This is a genomic window from Saccharothrix sp. NRRL B-16348 (assembly GCF_001280085.1).
Classification (GTDB): Bacteria; Actinomycetota; Actinomycetes; order Mycobacteriales; family Pseudonocardiaceae; genus Actinosynnema.
The window spans coordinates 270,350-294,748 of the sequence record NZ_LGED01000001.1; the positions used below are offsets into that span (position 1 = coordinate 270,350).

The following is a 24,399-nucleotide window of genomic DNA, read 5'->3' on the forward strand; positions in this document are numbered from 1 at the left end:
GCTGGGAATCGATCAACACGCCGGCCAACGCCATCAGGACCAGCACCAGCAGGCCGAGCACCGCGCCCGCCCAAGTAGCGACCACTCCGAACATGGTGTTCCTCCCGTTCCCCGACTCACCACTCAAGAGTCACCCCGCGATTCGTCATCCGACATCGGCCACTGGTGTGGTTGACCAGGCGTTCGGGTCAGCCTTGCGGCTGACGGGCCGCCCGACCGGGGTCGGACGCGCCCTGAGCCGCGACCACCTACGGTGAGGTCCCGTGGAGAGCACTCAGCTCGGGTGGCGGTCCCTGCTCCGCCGCCAGTGGCCGCTGGCCTGCGCACTGCTCTTCCTCGTCGGCGGTGAGTTCCTCGGTGACGTGGGCTGGTGGCACGTCCCCGGCGCGGTCGTGGTGTGCGCGCTGGCCGTGCTCGCGCCCCGGCGCCCGTTCGACGCGGCGCTGACCGCGGCGACCGCGGTGGTGGCGAGCTCCCTGATGCTGCGGGTGGTGGGCGTCGCGCCCATCTCACCGATGATCGGCGGCCTGGTCGTGGCCGAGGTGGCGGCGCTGATGGCGATCGTCGCGGTGGTGGTGCGGCACGTGCCGCCGGCGCGGGTGGTGGCCGGGGTGGTGCTGCTCGTCGCGGTGTCGGCGATCGCCGCCGTCGTGCGGCCGGAGTACCGGTCGCCGTACTGGCCGGACGGCTACAGCGGGCCCGGGTTCTGGCCGCAGACGGTGTTCGGCGGGGTGCTGCTGGCGCTGTCGATCGGCACCGGGCTGTACTTCCGCGCCCGCGACCGGGAACGCGCCACCGCCGTGCAGGCCGAGGTCGCCGCGGCGCAGCACGCCGAGCGGATGGCGCTGGCCCGCGAGCTGCACGACGTGATCGCGCACTACGTGACCGGGATGGTCGTGCACGCGCAGGCGGCGCAGGCCGTGCCGGCGGCGGCGCAGGAGGCGTTGCCGATCATCGTGCGCAGCGGCAACGAGGCGTTGACCGAGATGCGCCGCCTGGTGGGCACGCTGCGCGGCACCGAGGCCGACGCGCCCACCGCGTCCAGCGACCTGGCCGACGACGTGCGGGGCGTGGTGGAGCGGTCCGGCCAGCCCGTGCGGCTGCACGTCGACCTGCCGGTGTCCGTGCCGCCGTCGTTGGGGCGCTCGGTGCTGCGGTTGGTGCAGGAGTCGCTGACCAACGCGCGCAAGCACGCCGAGGGCGTGTCCTCAGTGGACGTCTCGGTGTCCGTTTCGGACGGTGTGGTGCACGTGCTGGTGTCCGACGACGGACGGGCGCAGAAGACGGCGCCGGTCGGCGGGTCCGGTGGCTACGGGTTGGTGGGCATGAGGGAACGGGTCGAGCTGCTGGGCGGCCGGTTCAGCGCGGGCGCGCGGGCGGGCGGCGGTTGGGAAGTGCGCGCCGCCCTGCCCGTGACGCGGTGACCCGCCGGGGCCACGCGGGTCCTCCGCGCCGAACCGGCGCCGCGGCCGCCGCCGTCAGCCCGCGGTCGGGTGTGACGCGGGCAGTTCGGCGGGCAGCGGGTAGGTGAAGGACCGTCCCGGGTCCTCCGCGGCGAGGTGGCGGTCGACGACGGGACGGCGGCGGGGACCGCGGTCCTGGTCGGGGATCGTCGGCCGGTAGTCGCCCAACCACGTGGTCACGTCGCCGGAGAGCCTCGCGTTCTCCTCGTGCAGCTGACGGACCTGGTGCTCAAGCTCCGCGATCCGCGCCTCCGCGTCGCGGTGCACCCGGACCACCGTCCACAGCATCTCGTACGCGCTCGACTCCGTGGCCGACATCGCTTGCCCGTCGGCCGCGGCATCGGCGGTGGTGTCGTCCGCGAGGTCGTCGGGTGCGGCCAGGCCGTGTTCGCGCGCCCACTCCGGGCCGCCGATCATCGCCGTGGTGATGTTGTCGACCGACGCGTCCAGCCAGCGCGGGCGCGGGTCGTCGGTCTCCACGCCGACGACGAGACCGTGCAGGTAGCGGGCGGTCGCCAGCACGTCCGGCGCGAGCGTCGGGTGCACGGCGGCGTGGACCAGGCCGGCGATCCGCTCCCACGGCGGCACGCTGTCGGGCCGCGCCTGCACGCCGATCCAGCGCGACACCTCGGCCCGGACCGCGCCGAGCGACCGGCCGTGCGCCCAGTGCCCGGGTGTTCGCGCCGCACGCCGGAGCACCCGCCGGTACGCGGTGCTCATCCGACCGTTGTCGTCCACCAAGTGCACCAACAGGAACAGCGCGAGCCATCGGCGCTCCCGGGAGAGGTCCGGCTCGGAGAAGTCAGCCTCCGATCGCAGGACCGCCGCCGCGGGTTCCCCCCTGCCGCGACGCTCGCCGGGTTGAGCACTTCCACCGTTACGAGCCACTGTCACTCCTTCGCCGGATCAGCGGGACCACCACCTCTCCCAACGTTTCGGAGATTACGTCCATCCGGCGGATCACCACCGCCCCAGATGGTCAAACCCACTGTTCGGGTTACGGGGTGACGCGTGCGCCGCCACGTTGTGTGTCGCTCGATCGAGTGCGGCAGGATCGGGGCATGTCGCTGCGCCTGCACGCCCCCGTGGTCCTGCCCTGCGATCCCGCCTGCACCGTCCTGCGCGACGCCGTGGTCGACGTCGTCGACGGCCGGATCGCCCACGTCGGCGCGGAGGCCGACGCGCCCGAGTTCACCGGCGAGGTGCGCCGGTTGAGCGGGATCCTGCTGCCCGGTCTCGTCAACGCGCACGCGCACAGCCCGATGGTGCTGCTGCGCGGCATGGGCGGCGACCTGCCGCTGCTGCGCTGGCTGCGTGAGGCGATGTGGCCCGCCGAGGCGAAGATGAAGCCGGCCGACATCCGGGTCGGGATGCTGCTCGGCGCGGTGGAGATGCTGCGCAACGGCGTGACCACCAGCGCGGAGATGTACTTCCACGGCGAGCAGCTCGCGGACGCGGTGCTGGCGGCCGGGTCGCGCGTGCTGTTCGGTGCGGCGATCATGGACCTGCCGGGCCTGCCGTGGCGGCCGATGACCGACGAGATCACCCGGTGGATCGACGCCGACGGGCTGCGGTTCGGGCCGGACGAACGGGTCGAGCTGAGCTACGGGCCGCACTCGGCGTACATCCTGACGCCCGAGGCGCTCGGCGAGATCGCCGGCGAGGCGCGCGACCGCAGCGCGCTGGTGCAGGTGCACGTGGCCGAGTCGGCGGAGGAGGACGTGGCGCAGCGGGCGTCGCACGGGTCCGTCCCGCGTTTGCTGGAGCAGGCGGGCGTGTTGGGCGGGCGGGTGCTGTCGGCGCACTCCGTGCACCTGTCGCCGGAGGACGTGGCGATCTACGCCAGGCACGGGGTCGGCATCGCGCACTGCCCCGGCTCGAACACCAAGCTGGCGTCCGGCATCGCGCCGCTGCGGTCGTACCTCGACGCGGGCGTCGCCGTCGGGCTGGGCACGGACGGGCCGGCGTCCAACGACGACCTGGACCTGTTCGAGGAGGCCAGGTTGGCGGCGTTGCTGGCGCGCGTGACGTCGGGTGACGCGATGGCGATGCGTGCGGCGGACGCGTTGCTGCTGGCCACGCGCGGCGGTGCGGCGGCGTTGGGCCGTGACGACCTCGGCGCGTTGGAACCCGGCCGGTGGGGCGACGTGGTGCACGTGGACGTGGACGACCCGGCGTTCGCCACGGGGTTGGACGCGCCGGACGAGCAGGTGCTGGCGAACCTCGTGTGGGCTTCGGGCACGCGGCGGGTCAAGGACGTGTGGGTGGCGGGCAAGCAGGTCGTGGCCGACGGCGAGACGACGAACGTGGACCGGCGTGAGGCGCAGGCGGGCGTGCGCGAGGTGGCGGCGCGGCTGCGGTAGGTCAGCGGGGGCGCGGGCGGACGACGACCTCGGTGAAGTGGGCGTCGTCGCCCGCGTGCACGGCGGTGGCGACGGCCTGTGCCACCGAGTCCGCGTGCAGGTAGAGGTGCGGCTGGTAGTCGCCGCTCTCCTGCTCGCGGACACCGCGCTGCATGTCGGTGTCGACGCGTCCGGGGTGGACGGACGTGACGCGGAGGTCTTCTTCTTCGGCGCGCAGGGCGTCACCGAACGCGCGCAGGGCGAACTTGCTCGCCGCGTAGACGCCCCAGCCGGGGTTGGCGCGCAGGCCGGCGCCGGAGTTGATCAGCACCACGTGGCCGCGGGCGGCGCGCAGCAGGGGGAGCGTCAGCCGGGTGAGTTCGGCGACGGCGACCACGTTGACCTCGAGGGTGCGGCGCCAGACGTCCGCCGTCGCCTCGGCGAGCGGGCCGAGTTCGGCGATGCCCGCGCTGTGCACCAGGACGTCCAGGCGGGTGAGGCCGGCGGTGGCGTCGGCCAGGGCGTCGGCGTCGGTCAGCTCGACCGGCCACGGTCGGGCGGACTCCAGCGACCCGGCCAGCTCCGCCAACGCGCTCTCGTCCCGACCGCCGAGCAGCAGGTCGTGCGTCGGCGCGAGGACACGCGCGACGGCCGCGCCGATGCCGCGCGACGCGCCGGTGATCAGGGCAACGGGTCGACTCATACCAGCACCCTAAACCGCGAGAGTCCTACGTTCGCGCCGCGAGAGTCCTACCTCCACGTCGCGAGAGTCCTACGTTCAGCGCGCGAGAGTCCTACCTCCAGGACCGGTGAATTCAACACTCGGCGTTCTGCCGCTCGTCGTGAGCGTTGAATTCAGGCTCCGTGAACGTAGGACTCTCGAGGGCTGGGCGTAGGACTCTCGAGGTGTGGAGGGCTCGGCGCTGGGCGCGAGCCCTCCACCTCGGGGTCAGCCGCAGATGCGGCCCTTGTCCTTCTTCCACACCGCGACCACGGACGGGCGGGGCTGGGAGGTGCCGCCGTCCGGCCAGTGCGACAGCGGGTTGCCTGCCGACGCGCCGTCGATCTCACCGGGGTGCTGCACGGCCACGAGCACGAAGTCGTCCTCGATGACCGGGCCGCACGTCTCGGCGCCCTTCGGCACGGTCAGGAACTGCTTCACCCGGCCGCGGTACGGGCCCTCGACCGGCACCGCGAACAGGCCGTCGTTGGACTTCAGCGCGTTGCCGTCGGTGGAGATCCACAGGTTGCCCTGCGCGTCGAACGCCACGTTGTCCGGGCACGAGATCGGCGAGACCTGGGTCTTGTCGTAACCGCCGAAGTACGTGTCGGCCGACGTCGGGTCGCCGCACACCAGCATCAGCTTCCACGAGAACGACGTGGCGGTGTTGTCGCCGCGGCGCTCCTCCAGCTCCAGCACGTGCCCGTGCCGGTTGTTGGGGCGCGGGTTCGGCTCGGTCGCGCCTTCCTTGCCCGCCTTGCCGCGGTCGGTGTTGTTGGTCAGCGCCGCATACACCCGGCGGTTGCGCGGGTTCGGCTCGACGTCCTCGGGACGGTCCATCTTGGTCGGGCCGACGGCGTCCGCCGCGAGCCGCGTGAAGACGTAGACCTCCTCGGCGGTGAAGCCGGGCACGAACGAGCGGTCGCCCGCGGCCAGCGGGATCCACTCGCCGGTGCCGTCGAACGCGCCGTCGGCGGGCAGCTTGCCGGAGCCGTCGATCTCGGCGACCGGGCTGTCGCCGGTGAACTTGGCGACGTACAGCGTGCCCTTGTCGAGCAGCTTCTTGTTGTGCTCGCGCGCGTGCTTGCTGTTGCCCGGCTTGACCCGTTCGTCGGACACGAACTTGTACATGTAGTCGAAGCGCTCGTCGTCGCCCATGTACGCGACCACGCGGCCGTCACGGGCGACGATCACGTTCGCGCCCTCGTGCTTGAAGCGGCCGAGCGCGGTGTGCTTGACCGGCGTCGAGTCGGGGTCGAGCGGGTCGATCTCGACGACCCAGCCGAACCGGTTGGTCTCGTTGAGCTCCTGCGCCACGTCGAACCGCTTGTCGAACCGCTCCCACTTGCGCTCGGACGCCGCGCCGCGCAGGCCGTAGCGGGCCAGCCGCGCCTTGGCGACCGGGTCGGTGATCGAGTCCGCGTTGGCGAAGTACTGGTTGAAGTTCTCCTCGCCGGACAGGATCGTGCCCCACGGCGTCACGCCGCCGGCGCAGTTGTTGAGCGTGCCCAACACCTTCGTGCCGGGTCGGGTCGGCGGAGGTCTTGAGGTACTTCGAGCCCGCCGCCGGGCCGGTGACCTTGAACTCCGAGGTCGCGGTCAGCCGCCGGTTGTAGCGCCGGTCCAGCTTGGGCACCAGCTTGCCGCTGCGCCGGTCGCGCTCGACCAGCACCACCGACGCGCCGTGCGCGGCCCAGGCGATCTCGGTCTGCTCGCGGGTGGGGTTGTCCGCGTCCCAGTCCGTGAACAGGAAGTCCTCGGAGGTGTACTCGTGGTTCGCCACGAGCACCCACTGGTCGTGCCTGCCGACCGGGACCAGGCCGACGAAGTCGCAGTTGTAGCCGAACTGCTTCGCCTGCGCCGCCGGGGTCTGCCGGTCGAAGTCGAACGCGGGCGCGCCGGGCAGCACCGGGTCGCCCCAGCGCAGCACGACGCCCTGCTCGTAGCCCTCGGGCGTGACGACGCGGTCCTCGGTGTTGGGCGCGACGGCGGCGAAGTTGAGGCCGTCACGGCGACGGCCGCCGCCCAGGTCGGCGTCGACCTCGACCTCGGGCTTCGCGGCGGCGCTGCCGGCACCGACCAGCCCGACACCCGCGCCCGCGACGGCGAGCACCGCGCCCGCCTTCAGCAGGCCGCGCCGACGCACGACCTCGCCGACGACGTCACCGAAGTAGGCGTTGTCGGACGTGTTGGGCGCCTCGTGCGCGCACGCGTCGCCGCAGCGGTACTTGCAGGTGATCGCCGAACGCCCGAGGGGGTGGTTGGGCAGCAGGGGCAGCAGGCGCCGCCCCCGATCGGTGGATGAGGACACACGGACCTCCGAGATCGCTCAGTGGGAACCGGGCGACCGTAAGAGGGCAAGCCCACCTGCAGCGGACTTCGAAGTGAACGCGAGGCGAACTCCTCGATCGTTAGCGTGCCGAAACCACCAGCTCACACCGCGTGTCGCCGGGCGGTCACGCACCGATGCGGTGGTGTTCCCGCCACACCGCGACCACAGCCGGGCGGGGTTGCGAGTCGCCGCCGTCCGGCCAGTGCGAGACCGGGTTGTCCGCGCTCGCGCCGTCCACCTCGCCGGGGTGCTGCACGCACACCGTGACCACGCGTTCGCCGATCACCGGCCCGCACGTCTCCGCGCCGCGCGGCACGGTCAGGAACGCCTGGAGCCGCCCGCGCTGCGCCCCGGACACCGGCACCGCGTACAGGCCGTCGTTGTACCCGTTGAGCGCGCCGCCCGAGTCGCTGGAGATCCACAGGTTGCCGTGCCGGTCGAACGCCACGTTGTCGGGGCTGGAGATCGGGGACACGCGGGTCTTGTCGTAGCCCGCGAAGTAGGTGTCGGGCGACGCCGGGTCGCCGCACACCAGCATGAGGTTCCACGTGAACGTGAGCGCGAGGGCGTCGCCGCCGCGTTCGGCGAGCTCCAGCACCTGGCCGTGCTTGTTGGCCACCCGCGGGTTCGGCTCGGTCGCGCCTTCCTTGCCCTCCTTGCCGCGGTCGACGTTGTTGCTCAGGGCGAGGTAGACGACGCCGGTGCGCGGGTGGGTCTGGATGTCCTCCGGTCGGTCCATCCTGGTCGCGCCGACCTTGTCCGCGGCGAGCCGGGTGAAGACGTAGACCTCCTCGGCGGTCATGCCCGGCACGAACGACCGCGTGCCGCTGACCAGCGGGATCCACTCGCCGCGGCCGTCGAACCGGCCGTCGGAGGGCAGCGTGCCGGAGCCGTCGATCTCGGCGGGCGGGCTGTCGCCAGTGAAGCGGGCGACGTACAGCGTGCCGTCGTCGAGGAGGGTCATGTTGTGCCGGCGGGCGGCCTTGCTGTCGCCCCGGCGGACCTTGCCGGTGGAGACGAACTTGTAGACGTACTCGAACCGCTCGTCGTCGCCGGAGTAGGCGACCACCCGGCCGTCGCCGGCGACGCGGACGTTGGCGCACTCGTGCTTGAAGCGGCCGAGCGCGGTGTGCTTGACCGGTGTGGACTCGGGGTCGGTCGGGTCGATCTCGACGACGTAGCCGAACCGGTTGGCCTCGTTGGGCTCCTGGGCGAGGTCGAACCGCTTGTCGAACCGCTCCCACTTGCGGGTGGTGGCCGTGCCGGTGATGCCGTAGCGGGTCAGGCGGGGGTCGGCGAGCGCGTCGGCGTTGCCGAAGTACTGGTTGAAGTTCTCCTCGCCGGACAGGATCGTGCCCCACGGCGTCACGCCGCCGGCGCAGTTGTTGAGCGTGCCCAACACCTTCGTGCCGGTTGTTGAGCGTGCCCAACACCTTCGTGCCGGTCGGGTCGGCGGAGGTCTTCAGGTAGTCCGAGCCCGCCGCCGGACCCGTCAGCCGGAACGGTGTGGTGGCCGTGATGCGGCGGTTGTAGCGGGAGAACCGCGTGCTCAGGCGGCCGTCGCCGGACTGGCGGACCTGCACGACGGACAGGCCGTGCGCCGCCCACGCGATCTCGACCTGCTCGCGGGTGGGGTGCTCGGCGTCGTAGCCGCGGAACATGAACGGCTCGCCGGTGTACTCGTGGTTGGTCACCAGCAGGCTCGTCCGGCCGGTCGGGTCGAGCGGCAGCAGCGCGGCGAAGTCGCAGTTGTACCCGAACTGGCGGGCCTGCGCGGCGGCGGTCTGGCGGTCGAAGTCGAACTCCGGCGCGTCGGGGAAGAGCGGGTCGCCCCAGCGGATCACGACTTCCTGGCGATAGCCCTCGGGGACGACGACGGCGTCGAGCGTGTTCGGCGCGACCGGTTCGAAGTCCAGGCCGGCGGGACGCGGTTCGGTGGGACGGGGTTCCGCTGCCGCACTGCCCGCGCCACCGCCGAGGGCGGCGACGATCACCGCCGCTTTGATCGCGGTGCGCCGGTCGACCAGGTCGCCGAAGTACGGGTTGCCCGAGGTGTTCGGCACGGCGTGGAAGCACGCGTCGCCGCAGCGGTACTCGCAGGTGATCGCCGCGCGGCCGGCGGAGTGGTTGGCCAGCAGGGGAAGGTGACGCACCACGGTGGCCTCCTACGGTCAGTACGGGACCAACCGACAGTAGGCCGGCGTTCACCCGTTGTTAACCCGGCAAGTCCTCGCCGGCGGGAATCACTTCGGTCCGCGGCCGGCCCCGGCCAATTGCTGAGCATGACGAAGCGACTGGGCCCGCACTACGGTCATGGGTGTGGATGCGGTGGTGTTCGACCTCGACGGCGTGCTGGTGGACTCCGAGCGGATGTGGGACGAGGTGCGCCAAGCCTTCGCCGCCCGGCACGGTGGCACGTGGCGGCCGGCGGCGACCAGGGCGATGCAGGGCATGAGCACGCCCGAGTGGGCGACGTACCTGGTGACCGAGGTCGGCGTGCGGCTGACACCGGCCGAGGCGGCGGCGGGCGTGATCGGCGAGATGGCCGAGCGGTACGCCGAGGGCCCGCCCGTGCTGCCGGGCGCGGTGGACGTCGTGCGCGAGGTGGCGTCCCGCTACCCGGTCGCCATCGCCAGCTCGTCACCGCCGGTCCTGATCAAGTCGTTCCTCGCCGCCACCGACCTCACCGACGTCGTCCAGGTGGCGATCTCCAGCGAACAGGCGGGCGCGGGCAAGCCGGCGCCGGACGTCTACCTCCTGGCGACGTCGAAGCTGGGCGTCGACCCGACCCACAGCGCGGCGGTGGAGGACTCGACCAACGGCCTGCGCGCCGCCCTGTCCGCCGGCATGACCGTCTACGCCGTCCCGAACGAGCACTTCCCGCCGGATCCGGCGGTGTTGGCGCACGTCACCGTGCTGCGGCGGCTGTCGGACCTGCCCGGCGCGCTGCCGACGCCCTAGCGTGCCCACCATGGAGCGACGAGTTGCGGTGGTCACCGGGGCGGCGCAGGGGATCGGGTTGCGGGTGGCCCGGGTGTTGCGCGCGGACGGGTACGAGGTGGTCGGGTTCGACCTCGCGGAGACCGAGGGCGGCGTGGTGGGCGACGTGTCGTCGCCGTACGACGTGGCCAGGGTGGTCGAGCGGGTGGGCGACCGGGTCGACGTGCTGGTGAACAACGCCGGGATCGCGGGGATCGTGCCGTTCGAGGACACGTCCTTGGAGCTGTGGGAGCGGATGGTGGCGGTCAACCTGACCGGGCCGTTCCTGCTGACGCAGGCGTTGGGGCGGGTGATGCTGGCCCGCGGGCAGGGCGCGGTGGTGAACATCGCGTCCGTGGCCGGGTTGCGCGGTGTCGCCGACCGGGCCGTCTACAACACCACCAAGCACGGGCTGATCGGCATGACGCGCACGCTCGCCGTGGAGTGGGGCGGGCGCGGTGTCCGGGTCAACGCGGTGTGCCCCGGCTGGGTGAAGACCGAGATGGACGTCGAGTCGCAGGCCGGCGGGCACTACGACGACGCCGACATCACCGACCACGTCCCGATGGGCCGGTTCGCGGCGCCCGACGACATCGCGCAGGCCGTCGCCTTCCTGGCCGACCCGAGCCGGAGCGGTTTCATCAACGGCGTCGCGCTGCCGGTGGACGGCGGCTGGACGGCCGACGGCTCGTGGCAGTCGCTGCGGCTGTCCAAGCGCTGACCCGGCGAACCCCCTGCGCCCGGACCGGGTGCAGGGGGCCTGTCCGCGGAGGTCAGCGCTCCACGTCGCCGCGGATGAACGCCTCGACCGCCTCGTGCGCGGCGGAGTCCGAGTACTGCACGGGCGGCGACTTCATGAAGTACGACGACGCCGACAGGATCGGGCCGCCGATGCCCCGGTCGAGCGCGATCTTCGCGGCGCGCACCGCGTCGATGATGATGCCCGCCGAGTTCGGCGAGTCCCACACCTCGAGCTTGTACTCCAGGCTCAGCGGCACGTCGCCGAACGCGCGACCCTCCAGCCGCACGTACGCCCACTTGCGGTCGTCCAGCCACGCCACGTAGTCGGACGGCCCGATGTGCACGTTCCGCTTGCCGAGGTCGCGGTCGACCTGCGAGGTCACCGCCTGCGTCTTGGAGACCTTCTTGGACTCGAGCCGCTCCAGCTCCTTCATGTTCAGGAAGTCCATGTTCCCGCCCACGTTGAGCTGCATCGTCCGGTCCAGCTGGACGCCGCGGTCCTCGAACAGCTTGGCCAGCACGCGGTGCGTGATGGTGGCGCCGACCTGCGACTTGATGTCGTCGCCGACGATCGGCACGCCCGCCGCGCGGAACTTCTCCGCCCACTCCGGGTCGGAGGCGATGAACACCGGCAGCGCGTTGACGAACGCCACACCGGCGTCGATGGCGGCCTGCGCGTAGAAGCGGTCCGCCTCCTCCGAGCCGACCGGCAGGTACGACACCAGCACGTCGACCTCGGCGTCGCGCAGCGCCCGCGCCACGTCGACCGGCTGCTCGTCGGACTCCTCGATGGTCTCCCGGTAGAACCGGCCGAGACCGTCGAGCGTGTGACCGCGCTGCACGGTGACGCCCAGCGGCGGCACGTCGGCGATCTTGATCGTGTTGTTCTCGCTCGCCCCGATGGCCTCGGACAGATCCGCGCCGACCTTCTTGGCGTCCACGTCGAACGCGGCGACGAACTCGATGTCGCGCACGTGGTAGTCGCCGAACCGGACGTGCATCAGACCGGGCACGCGGGTGCTCGGGTCGGCATCGCGGTAGTAGTGGACGCCCTGCACCAGCGACGCCGCGCAGTTGCCGACCCCGACAATGGCCACTCGAACGGTGCGGCGGTTGTCGCCCATGCCGAGTCCTCCTTAGTTCTTCCGTGCTCGTATTCGGGGGGTTATTGGTCCCGCTCGCGCTGTTCGGCCTGTTCATGGGCGATCAGCTCGTTCAACCACCGCACTTCGCGCTCGGTGCTCTCGAGCCCGAGCCGGTGCAGCTCCCGGGTGTACCGGTCGATGCGTTCGCTCGTAGCCGATAACGAGGTGCGCAGCCCCTCGCGGCGCTCTTCGACACGGCGCCTGCGGCCCTCCAGGATGCGCATCCTGATCTCGGCCGGGGTGCGGGAGAAGAAGGCCAGGTGGACGCCGAACGAGTCGTCGTCCCACGTCTGCGGCCCGGCGTTGACCAGCAGTTCGGCGAACCTCTCCTTGCCCTCCGCGGTGAGCTTGTAGACCTTGCGCGCCCGACGGCCCCACCGGGCCGAGTCGTCCTCGGGCACTTCCTCGACGATGAGGCCGCCACGTTGCAACTTGCGCAACGTGGGGTACAGCGTCCCGTAGGAGAACGCGCGGAACGCACCCAGCAGCTCGTGCAGGCGCTTGCGCAGCTCGTAGCCGTGCATGGGCGCCTCGTGCAGCAGGCCGAGTATCGCGAACTCCAGCACGGGCACCTCCTCGCTCCGGTGAGCGCCGATGGGTGTGTTCAGTATATCGGTGCGATACATCCGCGCACGCCGACGCAGTGTCGCGTGCCACACAGCGACCCCTGCCTTCGGCCCACTGCCCTGAACGGCCCATCGACGCGGTTGGGGCGGCACGTACTCTGGTCGTCGTGTCGACCCAACGCCAGGTCGTGGACTACGCCTTGCAGCGCCGTGCGCTGCTGGCGGAGGTCTACGCGGGCCGAGTGGGCACGATGGAGGTCTGCGACGCGAGCCCGTACCTGCTGCGAGCTGCGAAGTTCCACGGCCGGCCGAGCGACGTGACGTGCCCGGTGTGCCGCAAGGAACCGCTCACCCTCGTGTCCTGGGTCTACGGCGACGAGCTCAAGCACGCGGCCGGGTCCGCGCGCACCGCCGATGAGCTGGCCCGCATGGCGACCCTCTACGAGGAGTTCACCGTGTACGTGGTCGAAGTTTGCCGCACATGTAGTTGGAACCACCTGGTGCAGTCATACGTCCTGGGAACGCGTGGCCTGAACACTCGCAAGCCACGCAGGAGGACCGCGGCGGAGTGAACCTGCTCCGACCACGGGCGCCGCTCCGGCGAGGAGCAGCGGCGTACGACCACCGAACCGCGTGCAACGGCACGCCGGTCTGGGAGGCCATTTCGTGAACGACCAGCATGACGACAGGCATCGTGGCGCGGAGCCGCAATGGCCGACCGGGGAGGACCCGGACGGCGGCGGGCACCCACCGCGCCACGGAGCCGGGGATCAGCCGGAGCGTCCGAACACCCCGCCAGGTGGTTTCGCGCGCGCTCAGATGGACGGCCCCGGCCCTCGGCACGGCACCCCGCCGGGCGGGTTCTCCCGTCCGGCCACGCCCCCGGGCGGAGGTCCACCGGTGGGTGGCACGCCGCCCGGCGGCATCCCCCGCGGCGGCCCGCCGCCCCGCCGACCCGCCGGTCCCGGCGCGCCCGGCCCCCACGGCAGGCCGGGTGGCCCGCCGACCGGTCCCGGCGGCACGTCCGCCGCGGGCAGCGTGCCCGGCGGCCCCGGCCAGCGACCACCCACGCCCCCCGGTGGCGTGCACCGACCCGGAGGTCCCGTGCCTCCCGGCGGCCGTCCACCGGTCGGCGGTCCTGGTGGTCCTGGTGGTCCGCGCAGGCCAGGTGGCCCGGGTACCCCTCCGCGGCGTCCCGGCGAGGAGCCGACGGACCTGCTGCCGCCCGTGTACCAGTCCACGCCGCGCGAGCCCGAGCTCCTCACCCACCGCGAGGACGAGGTCGAGCTCGAGCCGTTCTACGACGACGAGTACGACGAGGAGCTGACCGAGGAGGAGGCCCGCGCCGTGCGCCGCAAGAAGATCTGGCGCCGCGTGCGCCGCACCACCTACGTGGCCTTCGGGCTGATGCTGCTGGCGCCGGTCGTCGCGTTCGCCATCGCCTACCAGGTGGTCGAGGTCCCGAACCCCGAGGCCCTCGCGGCCGAGCAGGGCAAGGCGATCACGATCCTCTACGCCGACGGCTCCGTGATGACGAAGTACGCCCCCGGCGAGGCGAACCGGACCATGGTCAAGTACGAGGACCTGCCGGAGTCGATCAAGCACGCCGTCTTCGCCGCGGAGGACCCGACGTTCGAGACGAACGTCGGCTTCGACCTGACCGCCATCGCCCGCGCCGGCTGGTACCAGCTCAAGGGCGAGCAGAGCGGTGGCTCGGGCCTCACCCAGCAGTACGTCAAAGAGGCCACCGACCAGTCGGACATGACGCTGAGCCGCAAGTTCACCGAAGCCGTGACCGCGTACAAGATGTCGCAGCAGCAGGACAAGAGGGACATCCTGACCGCGTACTTGAACACGATCTACTTCGGCAAGGGCGCCTACGGCATCAAGACGGCGGCGAAGGCGTACTTCGGTCACGACGACCTGAAGAACCTCACCGACTCGCAGGCCGCCCTGCTGGCGGGCATGATCCAGAACCCCGGTCGCGACTGGCAGCCCGCGTACCTGCTGGAGCGCTGGAACTACGTGATGGACCAGATGCTCGAGTACAAGTGGATCGAGCCGTCCTACCGCGAGACCCAGCCGTTCCCGGAGCCGGTGCCGCAGACCGACGAGTCCGGTCTGGCCGGTCCCCGCCTCCACATCCGCGACCAGATCCTCAAGGAGATGGACAAGGTCGAGTGGGACGTCAAGAAGGCGCAGACGGTCGGCGTCACCGTGCACACCACCATCGACCCGCCGAAGCAGCTGGCGGCCGAGCAGGCGGTGGACGAGGTCCTCGGCCCGCAGCCCAAGGAGCTGCGGTCGTCGCTGACCGCGATCAACCCGCAGACGGGCGCGGTGCAGGCGTACTACGCGGGCGCTGACGGCACGGGCCTCGACTACGCCACCGACACGCTCCAAGAGGCCGGCTCGTCGTTCAAGCCGTTCGACCTGGTCGCCGCCCTGAAGGCGGGCAAGGGCCTCGGCTCGACCTACGACGGCCGGTCGCCGAAGGTGTTCGAGCTCGGCGGCACCAGCATCACGATCCGCAACGCGTCCGACCCGAGGAACACCTGCGGCGAGAAGTGCTCCATCCGCAAGGCCATGGAGATGTCCCTGAACACCGTGTTCTACGACATGGTGATCAAGATCGGCACCCAGCCGGTCGCCGACGCCGCGCACGCGGCGGGCATCCCGAAGACCGTCGAGGTCCAGGGCGTGCAGAAGAACCTGCTGGTCAACGAGAACGGCGGCCCGCCGAACGTCGGTATCGCGATCGGCGGTGGCGAGGCGCAGGTCAGGCCGTTCGACATGGCCTCGGCGTACGCCACGTTCGCCGCGCGCGGCATCTACCACGAGCCGTTCTTCATCTCGAAGATCACCAACGCCGAGGGCAAGGCGGTCTACCAGCACGTCGACGTGTCGCGGCAGGCGTTCGACCCGGACCCGCAGATGAACCAGGACATCGCGGACAACGTCACCGAGTCGCTCAAGCCCGTCCTGACGTACGCGAAGATCCCGTGCACGGGCCGCGAGTGCGCCGGCAAGACCGGCACGCACGAGCTGCCCGACAACGCCAGCCAGAACTCGAAGGCCTGGATGGTCGGCTACACCCCGTCGCTGTCGGCGGCGGTGTGGCTGGGTCGCGACGAGGGCAACGTGGCGTTGCAGGACAACAAGGGCAACCCGATCTTCGGTGGTGGCCTGCCCGGTCAGATCTGGAAGAAGTTCATGGACAAGTCGCTGGCGGGAACGCAGCCCGAGCCGTTCCCCAAGCCGCGGAAGCTCAACGAGTTCGACGAGCCGAAGCAGACCACGACGACGACCACGACGACCACCACGCAGAAGAAGGACGACGACAAGCGCTCGACGACGACCGACCCGACCACGACCCGGTCCACGACCACCACGACGACGCGCACCCGTCCCACGTGCATCGGGCTGGCGTGCCCGCCCACGACCACCACGACGGCGGAGAACGACCCTGATCCGATCGGTGGTGGCGGTAGTCCGCCAACGGGTTAGCGCCCGAAGCCAGTGAACGCGTGAGAGGGGTCCGGCCGAGCGCCGGGCCCCTCTTCGCGTGCGGGCCGGGGAACGGGCGCGACGATCCACGCGGGTTCGTGACGACCTCACAACTTCCGTTGACCCCTGCCCGTAGCATCCGTCACCGTGGCCAGCCCTTCGCAGCACTCGCAGGCGATCCCCGACGGTTCGCAGGCGAACGCCGACGACACCGACTCGCTCAGCCCCGACGAGCGCGTCAACCCGACGTGGACCGAGCCGCTGGCGCGGGCCGCGAGCAAGCCGCTGGGCGGCCCCGTCGGCAAGCACGCGTCGGTCGGGCGGCAGTGGTTCTGGACGCCGCTGCGGGTCGTGCTGCTGTTCGCGGTGGTGACGCTGGCGCTGGCGTGGTTCCAGAAGTCGCCGTGCGTGCAGCAGTACGTGGACGACAACGGCGTGGTGCAGCTCGACTGGCGCGGCAGCAAGCAGTTCACCGCGATGTGCTACTCCGACACCGTGCCGCTGTACACGGCGGAGCGGTTGGACAAGCCGGACACGTTCCCCTACAAGACGTCGTGGGTGGACGACGAGGGCAAGCCGACGGCGCACGTGCGGTACATGGAGTACCCCGTGCTGACGGGCATGTTCCAGCTGCTCAACGCGCGCATGGCGCAGGGCTGGACGGTCATCGCCTCGTCCGGGTGGCTGCCCAACCCCATGACCGTGATCGTGTACTTCAACATCACCGCGCTGTGGCTGGCGCTGGCGTGGCTGGTGACCGCCTACGCGGTGGCGCAGCTGGCCAGGCGACGCCCGTACGACGCGGTGATGGTGGCGGTGTCGCCCTTGGTGATCGTGCACGCGTTCACCAACTTCGACACGCTCGCCACCGCGTTCGCCACGGCGGGGATGCTCGCGTGGGCGCGCAAGAAGCCGGTGCTGGCGGGCGTGCTGCTCGGGCTGGGCGGCGCGGCGAAGCTGTACCCGCTGTTCCTGCTCGGGCCGTTGCTGTTGTTGTGCTGGCGCGCGGGCAAGCTGCGGGCCGGGTGGACCACGTTCGGCGCGACGCTGGCCACCTGGGGCCTGGTGAACGCGCCGATCGCGTGGCTCTACCCGGACGGCTGGCGCGAGTTCTTCCGGCTGAACACCGAGCGCGGCGTCGACCCCGACTCGCTCTACAACGTGATCGCGCAGTGGACCGGGTGGCCCGGCTTCGACCCGGGTCTCGCGCACGGGCAGGCGCCCGAGGTGTTGAACACGGTCAGCGCGGTGCTGTTCCTGGTGTGCTGCGCGGCGGTCGGGTTCGTGGCCATGTCCGCGCCGCGCCGGCCGAGGTTCGCGCAGCTGGCGTTCCTCGTGGTGGCCGCGTTCCTGCTGACGAACAAGGTGTGGAGCCCGCAGTACTCGCTGTGGCTCGTGCCGCTGGCCGTGCTGGCGCTGCCGCGGTGGAAGCTGCTGCTGGCGTGGATGGCGGTGGACGCGCTGGTGTGGGTGCCGCGGATGCTCTTCTACCTGGGCGTGGACAACAAGGGCCTGCCGATCGACTGGTTCCTCGGCGCGGTGGTGGCGCGTGACGTCGCGGTGATCGTGCTGTGCTGCCTCATCGTGCGCGAGATCTACCGGCCGGCGCTGGACAAGGTGCGCCAAGCCGGTGACGACGACCCGTGCGGCGGGTTCGTCGACGAGGCGCCGGACCGGTTCGCGCTGCGGTTCGGCCGACGGGCGAAGGCGGTCAGCGCACCGTCGCCAGGAAACTCCGCCACGCCCGTGGGGTGACGGCGAGCCGGTCGCCTTCGGGGTTCTTCGAGTCCCGAAGGCCGACCGACCTCTCGCCGTGCGCGACCTCGACGCACTCCTGACCAGCAGTGCTGTACGTGCTCTTGCGCCACGCGACCTCGACGCAGTTCTGGCCCGCAGTGCTGTAGCTGCTCTTGCGCCAAGTCGAGGTCATGCCGCCCCCTGAGGTCAGTAGGGGATCGTCTCCCCTGACAGCTCGTCGATCACCCGGCCGATCAGCTTCGCCGACCGCCCGACGTCCAACGCGTCCGCGATCAACCGGTCGAACGTGACGTTATACCGCTCGATCTCCGGCTTGTCCTCCATGAAGAGGCCACCGGTCTGGTTCTCCAAATAGATCACGTCCGGGTCCTGCCGTCGATCCGCGAACCGGGCGATCACGAACGGCCCGCTCATCGCCGGGTGCTGCCCGGCCGAGAACGGCAAGACCTGCAACGTGATCGACGGTTGGTGCGCCAGCTCAAGCAGGTGCTGCAACTGCTCACGCATCACCTGCTCGCCGCCGACCACCCGGCGGATGGCCGACTCGTTCAACACCGCCCAGAGGTCCAGGTCGCCCTTGAGGACCCGTTCCTGGCGGGCGAGTCGGACCTCGGTGTAGCGCTCGGGGTCGATGTCTTCTCGCGGTCGTGTCGCGGTGTTCACCGCATTGGCGTACGCCTCGGTCTGCATCAGGCCTGGAACGACCTCGGCTTGGTAGAAGAGCACGCGCGTCGCCTCGGCCTCCAGGTTGGCGTAGGTCATGAACCTGGGGGACATGACGTCCGCGTGGCTGCTCCAGAAACCGCGCCGGTTCGCCTCCTTGGCCAAGGTGACCAAGCCGTCCCAGTGGTCCTCGGGCACGTCGAGGTAACGGAGCACGTCCTTGACCTCGGCGGGCCGGATCCGCAGGTGCCCGGCCTCGATCTTCGACACCCGGCTCTGCTGGCAGTGCAGGATTCCGGCGATGTCGAGGTGCGTGCGGTTCGCCTCCTCGCGCAGTCGGCGCAACTCGTGCCCGAGTCGCCGCCTGCGCAAAGTGCTCCCCCGTGGCGCGGTCATGGTGATGCCTCCGTTCGAACCCGGCGGTTGGATGACCATCACCTTGGCCTCGGGCCCGAATCGGAACCACCTTGGCGGTCCGACTTCACTCGAAAGAGGCGGAATTCCAATCGAAATATTCCAACAGTGCGTCCGCGCAACGCTTTCCGCAGGTCACGCGCTTGCGGTGGGAGCCGGGCGGGGCCGGCGGCGGGTGGGCGTGAGGTGGTCGGTGAACGTGGTCTCCGACTTCAGGAACACCAGGAACAGCGCCACCAGCAGCGCCGCCCGGCCCCACACGCCGATCACCACGGCCTGCGCCGCGAAGCCGTCGTAGATCCCGGACGGCTCGCCGAACTCGATCGCGTAGAACCACCGGAAGATGCCGACGCCCATCGCGAGGTCCGCCGCGAAGTACGCCGCCACCCAGCCCCAGTTCACCCGCAGCAGCACGAACATCGGCACCAGCCACAGCGTGTACTGCGGCGAGTGCACCTTGTGCAGCAGCAGGAAACCGCACAGCATCGCCGCCGACACGGGCACCCACGGGTAGCTGCCCTCGCGCAGGTACCGCCGCCAGCCGAGCCAACACGCCAGCGCGAACGACAGCACGATCGCGACCGGTGACAGCACGCCCACCAGCGACTGCATGGCGGCGTCGGACATGAACGGCCGCATCGACCAGAACCAGATCGAGTTCGTGGTGATGTCGACCCGCCGCAGGCCCTGGAACGCGAACGACGCCTTCCAGCCCTCCAGCCCGGCCACCGCGAACGGCAGGTTGACCAGCACCACCGTCATCAGGGCCGCCAGCGCCACCCGCACCGCGCCCACGACGTCGTACCGGGCGCCGCGCGGCAGCCACCGGCCGCCCGGGCCGCCGGTCAGCACGTACAGGCACAGCGGCAGCACGAAGATCGCCGGGTAGATCTTGAACGCGAACCCGATGCCCAGCAGCACGGACGCGACCACGGCGCGGTCGACCAGGGGCCGCTCCCGCCGTCCCCAACCGCGGTGCGCCACGTACACCGCCGCCACCGCGCACAGCACGACCGGCAGGTCCCAGTTGTGGAACGCGTACAGCACCATCGGCGGGCCCAGCGCCCAGATCAGCGCGCGCCACCGGCTCAGCTTGCCGAGCAGCCACCCGGTGGCCAGCCCGAACGGCGCCATCAGCAGCGCCGAGAACAGCAGGAACGCGGCGTCGTCGTGCGCGAGGATCGCACCCGCCCAGATCGTCAGGCCGGTCAGCACCGGGTACTCGACCACGCCCCCGACCAGCACGCCCCGGCTGGTGATGCTCCCGTTGACGTACGGGAACACGTGCCGGTCGATGTCACGGCCGATCCACAGGTGCTGGATGTCGGAGTAGCAGACCTCGGCCTTGTTGCGCTTCTCGTAGTCCGGCGCGCTGCGGCCCCACTGGTCGAACTCCGGTCCGGTGCAGCGGTCCTTGTTCAGGAAACCCGCGAACATCGTCAGCCCGCACAGGAGGACGACCGCGGCGAGCGCGACCCGGCCGAACCGCGGCGGTGACGACCCGGCGTCCGCGCGCCCCGGCACGGCCACCACCTCCCGGGTCACGCTCAGCGGCCCAAGTGCTCGCGGAGGAACGCGATGTCCGCCGCCTGCCCCTCGTCGGGTGTCTCGACCAGCACCGGCGAGCCGGCGGCGGCGGCCACGGCGACCAGCTGCTCCGGGTCGATGGTGCCGGACGCGATGTTGGCGTGCCGGTCCCGCGCGGAGCCGAACTCGTCGCGGGAGCTGTTGAGGTGGACCAGGTCGACGCGCCCGGTGATGGCCTTCACCCGGTCGACGATGCCGACCAGGTCCTCGCCGGAGGCGAACGCGTGGCAGGTGTCGAGGCAGAACCCGGCGCCGAACTCGCCGACCGCGTCCCACAGCCTGCCGAGCATGTCGAACGTCCGCGCCATGGCGTTCTCGCCGCCCGCGGTGTTCTCGATCAGGATCGGGACCGCGAAGCCACCGCTGTCCGCCTGCCGCTCGAACATCTTGCGCCAGTTGGCGATGCCGTCGCCCGGGTCCTCGCCCTTGGCGACGTGCCCGCCGTGCACGATCAGGCCCTTGGCGCCGACCTTGGCCGCGCCCTCGGCGTGCTGCAGCACCATCTTCCGCGACGGGATGCGGATGCGGTTGTTGAGCGACGCGACGTTGGCCAGGTACGGCGCGTGGATGAAGACGTCCAGGTCGGCGGCCAGCAACCCCTCGGTCTGCGGGTGCGGCTTGGGCGCCTTCCACCCCTGGGGATCGGCCAGGAAGAACTGCACCACGTCGGCGCCGCGGTCGACGGCGGCGCCGAGCGGGTCGTCGTCGCGGACGTGAGCCCCGATTCGCATGACTGTGCAGGGTAGTCGGGCGCGGAAACGCACCGCCGACGGCCGCCGATACCAAAATTGTCATCGAGGGGGATGGTCCGCGTCACTATCAGCACCTACGCTCGTTACTTGTAAGTAGGAAACCGAGTACGCCGCCGGCACGCCAGGAGGCCAGACATGCGGATCCGGCTCACTCGCCTGGTGAGCGCGGCGGCCGTCGTGTTCGCGGTCGGCACGGCCGGCGCCGCGGCGGGCTCCGGTTCGGCCGTCGCCGCCGAACCCGTCGTGGTCGGCAGCTGCGCGACCACCGTGCAGGGCGCGCCGGGCACCCCGGTGGCGCTGAGCCCGGTCGCGGTGCTCGACCCGATCCTGCAGCTGATCCGGGCGGTCCCGCTGCTCGGGCCGCCGCTCGCGGAACCGTTCCGCCAGGCGTTCTCGGCGCTGCCGCCCATCGCGATCGGCGCGATCCCCACCGGTTCGGGCGTCATCACCGGCGGCGACATCGCGAACAAGGTCAACGCCGAGCTGGTCAAGCTGCCGCTGCTCGGCCCGATCATCGTCACGCTCTCCAACGGTGTGCGCGCCGAGCTGACCAAGCTGTGCGGCGTCACCGTGCAGGGCGTCAACGCCGCGGCAGCGCCCGTCCAGGACGGGTCGAAGGCGCTCGCGGACGCCTCCGAGCAGGCCACCGGCCAACTCCCGGGTCTGCCCGGCACCAAGCCGTCGCCGAACCAGCCGCCGCAGACCGGTCAGCCGGGCACCAACCCCGGCACCTCGAACCCCGGCACCAGCCCGGCAGGCCAGGCGCCGGCGAACAGCCCGGTCGGCGGCGTCGGCGCGCTCGACGTGCCGCTGTACGGCTCGAACCCGTGGGGCGGCAACTTCGGCCGCGTGCCGCTGTTCAGCTACGGCTCCCTGCCGTTCGCCGTGCCCGGCCGGTACGCGCCGTCGCCCGGCGTGCGGTACGGCGGCGGGGTGAGCGGCTACCGGCCCGGCTACGGCGTGCCGGGCGCGGACTCCGACGGCGTGCAGACCGCGGGCCGTGCCCAGGCGCTGCCCGGCTCCGGCCGGATGGGCGGCGGCGTGGGGGCTCCCGTGCTGCTGGCCGTGCTGCTGCTGTCGTGCGTGACGGGCGCCCTCGTGCGCACCTGGGTGCTGCGCCGAGCCGTCGCCTCGGCGTAAGGGCCCATCCGGACCAACCGGTCACCGGTTCTTCGTGCGTCTGCTCGCTGTCCAGCCGCCGGCCGCGCTGAGAGCGTTCCTCACATGATCAGCAGAACCGTTCCCGCGCTCGCCGCGTTGTGCCTGTCCCTGACCCTGGCCTCGGCCCCGACCGCGACCGCGACGCCCGTCCTCGACCCGAACACGCCCGTCTCCAGCGACGGCCGCGTCGGGTCGATCGGCAAACGGATAGCCGGCGATCCCGGCGCGAGCGACGGGTTCGCCGGCACCGGTGATCTGTCCGACGCCGAGGGCGTGCGCCGAGTGGCCAGGCCCGAACCGCCGACGGTGAACCCCGACGAGCTCTCCACCCAGTCGGTCATCGCGCCGGACGAGCGCGTCCAGGTCACCGACACGACCACCTACCCGGCCCGCGCCACGGTCCGCTTCACCTACACCAAGCCCAGCGGCACGACGAGCTGGTGCACGGGCTGGCTGTACGCGGCGGACGCGGTGGCGACCGCGGGCCACTGCGTCTACAACGTCTCCGCTGCAGCGTGGAACACCAACTTCACCGTGTACCCCGGCCGCAACGGCACCTCGTCGCCGTACGGCAGCTGCGGCGTGTCCAACGCCTACAGCGTCGCCGGGTGGATCCAGGGCGGGAGCACGGAGTACGACTACGCCGCCCTCAAGCTCACCTGCTCCATCGGCAACACCACGGGCTGGTTCGGCCTGAACACGTCCGCCGCCTCGCTCAACGGCACCACCGTCAGCACCGCGGGCTACCCGCAGGACAAGCCCTCCGGCACGCAGTGGTTCACGTCCAACACCGTGACCAGCACGAACGCCCGCCAGCTCGCCTACCTGCTGGACACCATCGGCGGGCAGAGCGGCTCGCCGGTCTACAACACCGGCTGCGCCACGTACTGCGCGGTGGCCATCCACGCGTACGGCCACGGCACCCACAACCGGGGCACCCGGATCATCCCCGAGGTCCACCAGAACCTCACCACCTGGGCGCTCTGACCTGCGCGGACAGGCCGCCGGCAAGCGTGCGCCGGCGGCCTGTTACCCTTCACGGGTTGCTGACGCGACGACCCTCCTGCCACGGAACGTCCGTGGCCGCCGAGTCCACAGGAGGTGAGTGGTCTTCATGCGTCATTACGAAGTGATGGTCATCCTCGACCCCAGTCTCGACGAGCGCACGATTGCGCCGTCCCTTGACACGTTCCTCAACGTCATCCGCACCACGGGTGGCAACGTGGAGAAGGTCGAAGTGTGGGGCAAGCGCCGCCTGAGCTTCGAGATCAACAAGAACGCCGAGGGCATCTACGCCGTCCTCGACCTGATCTCGAGCCCCGACGCGGTGAAGGAGCTGGACCGCCAGCTCGGCCTGCAGGAGACGGTGCTCCGGACGAAGGTCATCCGGCGCGATCCCGCCAAGGCCGCGAAGACCGCGGCGAGGATCGCCGCCAAGGCCGCGGCCAAGGCCTAGGAGCCCCGACATGGCAGGCGAGACGACGATCACGGTGGTCGGCAACCTGACCGCCGATCCCGAACTCCGCTTCACCCAGTCCGGCGCCGCGGTGGCGAGCTTCACCGTGGCATCCACTCCGCGCACGTTCGACAAGGCGAGCGGCGAGTGGAAGGACGGCGAAGCGCTGTTCCTGCGGTGCAACGTGTGGCGGCAGGTCGCGGAGAACGTGGCCGAGTCCCTCACCCGCGGTTCGCGCGTGCTCGTTTCCGGGCGGCTGCGCCAGCGTTCCTTCGAGACGAAGGAAGGCGAAAAGCGCACCGTCATCGAGCTTGAGGTCGACGAGATCGGCCCCTCGCTGCGCTACGCGACCGCGAAGGTCAACAAGGTCAGCCGTGGAGACGGCGGCGGCGGCTTCGGCGGCGGCGGTCAGTCTCGCGGTGGCGGCGGCGGCGCACCGGCCGACGACCCGTGGGGCTCCGCGCCCCCGGCCGGCTCCGGTGGCTTCGCCGACGAGCCCCCCTTCTAGACCCGGCACCGGTCCACTCCACACTTCACTGCGTAATACCCAGGAGTTCACACATGGCCAAGCCGCCTGTGCGCAAGCCCAAGAAGAAGGTCTGCGCGTTCTGCAAGGACAAGAACGCCAACCTGATCGACTACAAGGACACCACCCTGCTCCGGAAGTACATCTCGGACCGGGGCAAGATCCGCGCCCGCCGGGTCACCGGCAACTGCTCCCAGCACCAGCGCGACGTCGCGGTCGCCGTCAAGAACGCCCGCGAGATGGCGCTGCTGCCCTACACCTCGACGGCTCGCTGAGAAAGGGGACG

General features: G+C 71.1%; 20 protein-coding genes and 2 pseudogenes. 12 read left to right on the forward strand and 10 right to left on the reverse strand.

What is annotated here, in order from left to right:
• Positions 1–263: 263 nt before the first annotated feature.
• Positions 264–1,424, forward strand: coding sequence for a sensor histidine kinase (locus ADK67_RS01360; RefSeq protein ID WP_053714478.1), 1,161 nt, complete (start codon positions 264–266; stop codon positions 1,422–1,424).
• A gap of 54 nt (positions 1,425–1,478) precedes the next feature.
• Here ADK67_RS01360 and ADK67_RS01365 read toward each other — a convergent pair whose 3' ends face one another.
• Positions 1,479–2,201: a hypothetical protein gene (locus ADK67_RS01365; protein ID WP_157619839.1), complete on the reverse strand. Its 723-nt coding sequence runs from the start codon at positions 2,199–2,201 to the stop codon at positions 1,479–1,481.
• Between the two features lie 323 nt (positions 2,202–2,524).
• On the opposite strand from ADK67_RS01365, the gene ADK67_RS01370 reads away from it, so the two are divergent.
• Positions 2,525–3,826, forward strand: a complete 1,302-nt coding sequence (locus tag ADK67_RS01370; RefSeq protein ID WP_053714480.1) for an amidohydrolase family protein — start codon at positions 2,525–2,527, stop codon at positions 3,824–3,826.
• A 1-nt stretch (position 3,827) separates the two neighbouring features.
• Here ADK67_RS01370 and ADK67_RS01375 read toward each other — a convergent pair whose 3' ends face one another.
• The 3 genes and pseudogenes from ADK67_RS01375 to ADK67_RS01385 all read right to left on the reverse strand — a co-directional run bounded on the left by ADK67_RS01375 (position 3,828) and on the right by ADK67_RS01385 (position 9,011).
• Complete coding sequence (locus ADK67_RS01375) at positions 3,828–4,508, reverse strand: SDR family oxidoreductase (protein WP_053714481.1); 681 nt, start codon at positions 4,506–4,508, stop codon at positions 3,828–3,830.
• Positions 4,509–4,754: 246 nt separating this feature from the next.
• Positions 4,755–6,837 (reverse strand): annotated as a pseudogene (locus tag ADK67_RS01380) (PhoX family protein).
• A 145-nt stretch (positions 6,838–6,982) separates the two neighbouring features.
• Positions 6,983–9,011 (reverse strand): annotated as a pseudogene (locus tag ADK67_RS01385) (PhoX family protein).
• Between the two features lie 166 nt (positions 9,012–9,177).
• Here ADK67_RS01385 and ADK67_RS01390 point away from each other — a divergent pair.
• Together ADK67_RS01390 and ADK67_RS01395 are read left to right on the forward strand one after the other, a co-directional pair.
• A complete protein-coding gene (locus ADK67_RS01390) occupies positions 9,178–9,819 on the forward strand; it encodes an HAD family hydrolase (RefSeq protein WP_053714681.1) in 642 nt (213 codons plus the stop codon).
• A gap of 10 nt (positions 9,820–9,829) precedes the next feature.
• Positions 9,830–10,558, forward strand: coding sequence for an SDR family NAD(P)-dependent oxidoreductase (locus ADK67_RS01395; protein ID WP_053714682.1), 729 nt, complete (start codon positions 9,830–9,832; stop codon positions 10,556–10,558).
• 52 nt (positions 10,559–10,610) lie between these two features.
• Here ADK67_RS01395 and ADK67_RS01400 read toward each other — a convergent pair whose 3' ends face one another.
• Entirely contained in the window at positions 10,611–11,702 is a 1,092-nt protein-coding gene (locus ADK67_RS01400) for an inositol-3-phosphate synthase (RefSeq protein ID WP_053714482.1), read from the reverse strand.
• Between the two features lie 41 nt (positions 11,703–11,743).
• A complete protein-coding gene (locus ADK67_RS01405) occupies positions 11,744–12,289 on the reverse strand; it encodes a PadR family transcriptional regulator (RefSeq protein WP_053714483.1) in 546 nt (181 codons plus the stop codon).
• Between the two features lie 167 nt (positions 12,290–12,456).
• Between ADK67_RS01405 and ADK67_RS01410 the strand changes: the two genes are divergently transcribed.
• From ADK67_RS01410 to ADK67_RS01420, 3 genes are all read left to right on the forward strand, one after another.
• Entirely contained in the window at positions 12,457–12,861 is a 405-nt protein-coding gene (locus ADK67_RS01410; RefSeq protein ID WP_197289222.1) for a DUF5318 domain-containing protein, read from the forward strand.
• Positions 12,862–13,189: 328 nt separating this feature from the next.
• Positions 13,190–15,796, forward strand: a complete 2,607-nt coding sequence (locus ADK67_RS01415) for a transglycosylase domain-containing protein (RefSeq protein WP_269435969.1) — start codon at positions 13,190–13,192, stop codon at positions 15,794–15,796.
• Positions 15,797–15,943: 147 nt separating this feature from the next.
• Positions 15,944–17,551, forward strand: coding sequence for a glycosyltransferase family 87 protein (locus ADK67_RS01420; protein WP_063797465.1), 1,608 nt, complete (start codon positions 15,944–15,946; stop codon positions 17,549–17,551).
• Here ADK67_RS01420 and ADK67_RS01425 read toward each other — a convergent pair.
• The 4 genes from ADK67_RS01425 to ADK67_RS01440 all read right to left on the reverse strand — a co-directional run bounded on the left by ADK67_RS01425 (position 17,508) and on the right by ADK67_RS01440 (position 20,949).
• Positions 17,508–17,726: a DUF397 domain-containing protein gene (locus ADK67_RS01425; protein WP_053714484.1), complete on the reverse strand. Its 219-nt coding sequence runs from the start codon at positions 17,724–17,726 to the stop codon at positions 17,508–17,510. The two genes, ADK67_RS01420 and ADK67_RS01425, sit on opposite strands and share 44 nt — an antisense overlap.
• Before the next feature lie 14 nt (positions 17,727–17,740).
• On the reverse strand, positions 17,741–18,613 hold the full coding sequence (locus ADK67_RS01430) for a helix-turn-helix domain-containing protein (RefSeq protein ID WP_063797472.1): 873 nt from the start codon (positions 18,611–18,613) through the stop codon (positions 17,741–17,743).
• A 153-nt stretch (positions 18,614–18,766) separates the two neighbouring features.
• A complete protein-coding gene (locus tag ADK67_RS01435; RefSeq protein WP_053714686.1) occupies positions 18,767–20,182 on the reverse strand; it encodes a glycosyltransferase family 87 protein in 1,416 nt (471 codons plus the stop codon).
• Complete coding sequence (locus tag ADK67_RS01440) at positions 20,179–20,949, reverse strand: deoxyribonuclease IV (RefSeq protein WP_053714486.1); 771 nt, start codon at positions 20,947–20,949, stop codon at positions 20,179–20,181. Before ADK67_RS01440 ends, ADK67_RS01435 begins: the two co-directional genes overlap by 4 nt.
• Positions 20,950–21,105: 156 nt before the next feature.
• On the opposite strand from ADK67_RS01440, the gene ADK67_RS01445 reads away from it, so the two are divergent.
• The 5 genes from ADK67_RS01445 (at position 21,106) to rpsR (ending at position 24,388) form a co-directional block, all read left to right on the forward strand.
• On the forward strand, positions 21,106–22,110 hold the full coding sequence (locus ADK67_RS01445) for a hypothetical protein (protein ID WP_053714487.1): 1,005 nt from the start codon (positions 21,106–21,108) through the stop codon (positions 22,108–22,110).
• A gap of 84 nt (positions 22,111–22,194) precedes the next feature.
• Positions 22,195–23,118, forward strand: a complete 924-nt coding sequence (locus ADK67_RS01450; RefSeq protein ID WP_053714488.1) for a trypsin-like serine peptidase — start codon at positions 22,195–22,197, stop codon at positions 23,116–23,118.
• 127 nt (positions 23,119–23,245) lie between these two features.
• A complete protein-coding gene (rpsF, locus tag ADK67_RS01455; protein WP_082403153.1) occupies positions 23,246–23,587 on the forward strand; it encodes a 30S ribosomal protein S6 in 342 nt (113 codons plus the stop codon).
• A gap of 10 nt (positions 23,588–23,597) precedes the next feature.
• Complete coding sequence (locus tag ADK67_RS01460; protein ID WP_053714490.1) at positions 23,598–24,095, forward strand: single-stranded DNA-binding protein; 498 nt, start codon at positions 23,598–23,600, stop codon at positions 24,093–24,095.
• Positions 24,096–24,148: 53 nt separating this feature from the next.
• Positions 24,149–24,388, forward strand: coding sequence for a 30S ribosomal protein S18 (gene rpsR / locus ADK67_RS01465; RefSeq protein WP_015805710.1), 240 nt, complete (start codon positions 24,149–24,151; stop codon positions 24,386–24,388).
• Positions 24,389–24,399 lie beyond the last annotated feature (11 nt).

Excerpts from the sequence above, each read along its gene's own strand:
- ADK67_RS01370 (WP_053714480.1), top strand. The coding sequence starts at position 2,525 with ATGTCGCTGCGCCTGCACGCCCCCGTGGTCCTGCCCTGCGATCCCGCC.
- ADK67_RS01375 (WP_053714481.1), bottom strand. The coding sequence starts at position 4,508 with ATGAGTCGACCCGTTGCCCTGATCACCGGCGCGTCGCGCGGCATCGGC.
- ADK67_RS01395 (WP_053714682.1), top strand. The coding sequence starts at position 9,830 with ATGGAGCGACGAGTTGCGGTGGTCACCGGGGCGGCGCAGGGGATCGGG.
- ADK67_RS01400 (WP_053714482.1), bottom strand. The coding sequence starts at position 11,702 with ATGGGCGACAACCGCCGCACCGTTCGAGTGGCCATTGTCGGGGTCGGC.
- ADK67_RS01425 (WP_053714484.1), bottom strand. The coding sequence starts at position 17,726 with ATGACCTCGACTTGGCGCAAGAGCAGCTACAGCACTGCGGGCCAGAAC.
- ADK67_RS01430 (WP_063797472.1), bottom strand. The coding sequence starts at position 18,613 with ATGACCGCGCCACGGGGGAGCACTTTGCGCAGGCGGCGACTCGGGCAC.
- ADK67_RS01440 (WP_053714486.1), bottom strand. The coding sequence starts at position 20,949 with ATGCGAATCGGGGCTCACGTCCGCGACGACGACCCGCTCGGCGCCGCC.
- ADK67_RS01445 (WP_053714487.1), top strand. The coding sequence starts at position 21,106 with ATGCGGATCCGGCTCACTCGCCTGGTGAGCGCGGCGGCCGTCGTGTTC.
- ADK67_RS01450 (WP_053714488.1), top strand. The coding sequence starts at position 22,195 with ATGATCAGCAGAACCGTTCCCGCGCTCGCCGCGTTGTGCCTGTCCCTG.
- rpsF (WP_082403153.1), top strand. The coding sequence starts at position 23,246 with ATGCGTCATTACGAAGTGATGGTCATCCTCGACCCCAGTCTCGACGAG.
- ADK67_RS01460 (WP_053714490.1), top strand. The coding sequence starts at position 23,598 with ATGGCAGGCGAGACGACGATCACGGTGGTCGGCAACCTGACCGCCGAT.
- rpsR (WP_015805710.1), top strand. The coding sequence starts at position 24,149 with ATGGCCAAGCCGCCTGTGCGCAAGCCCAAGAAGAAGGTCTGCGCGTTC.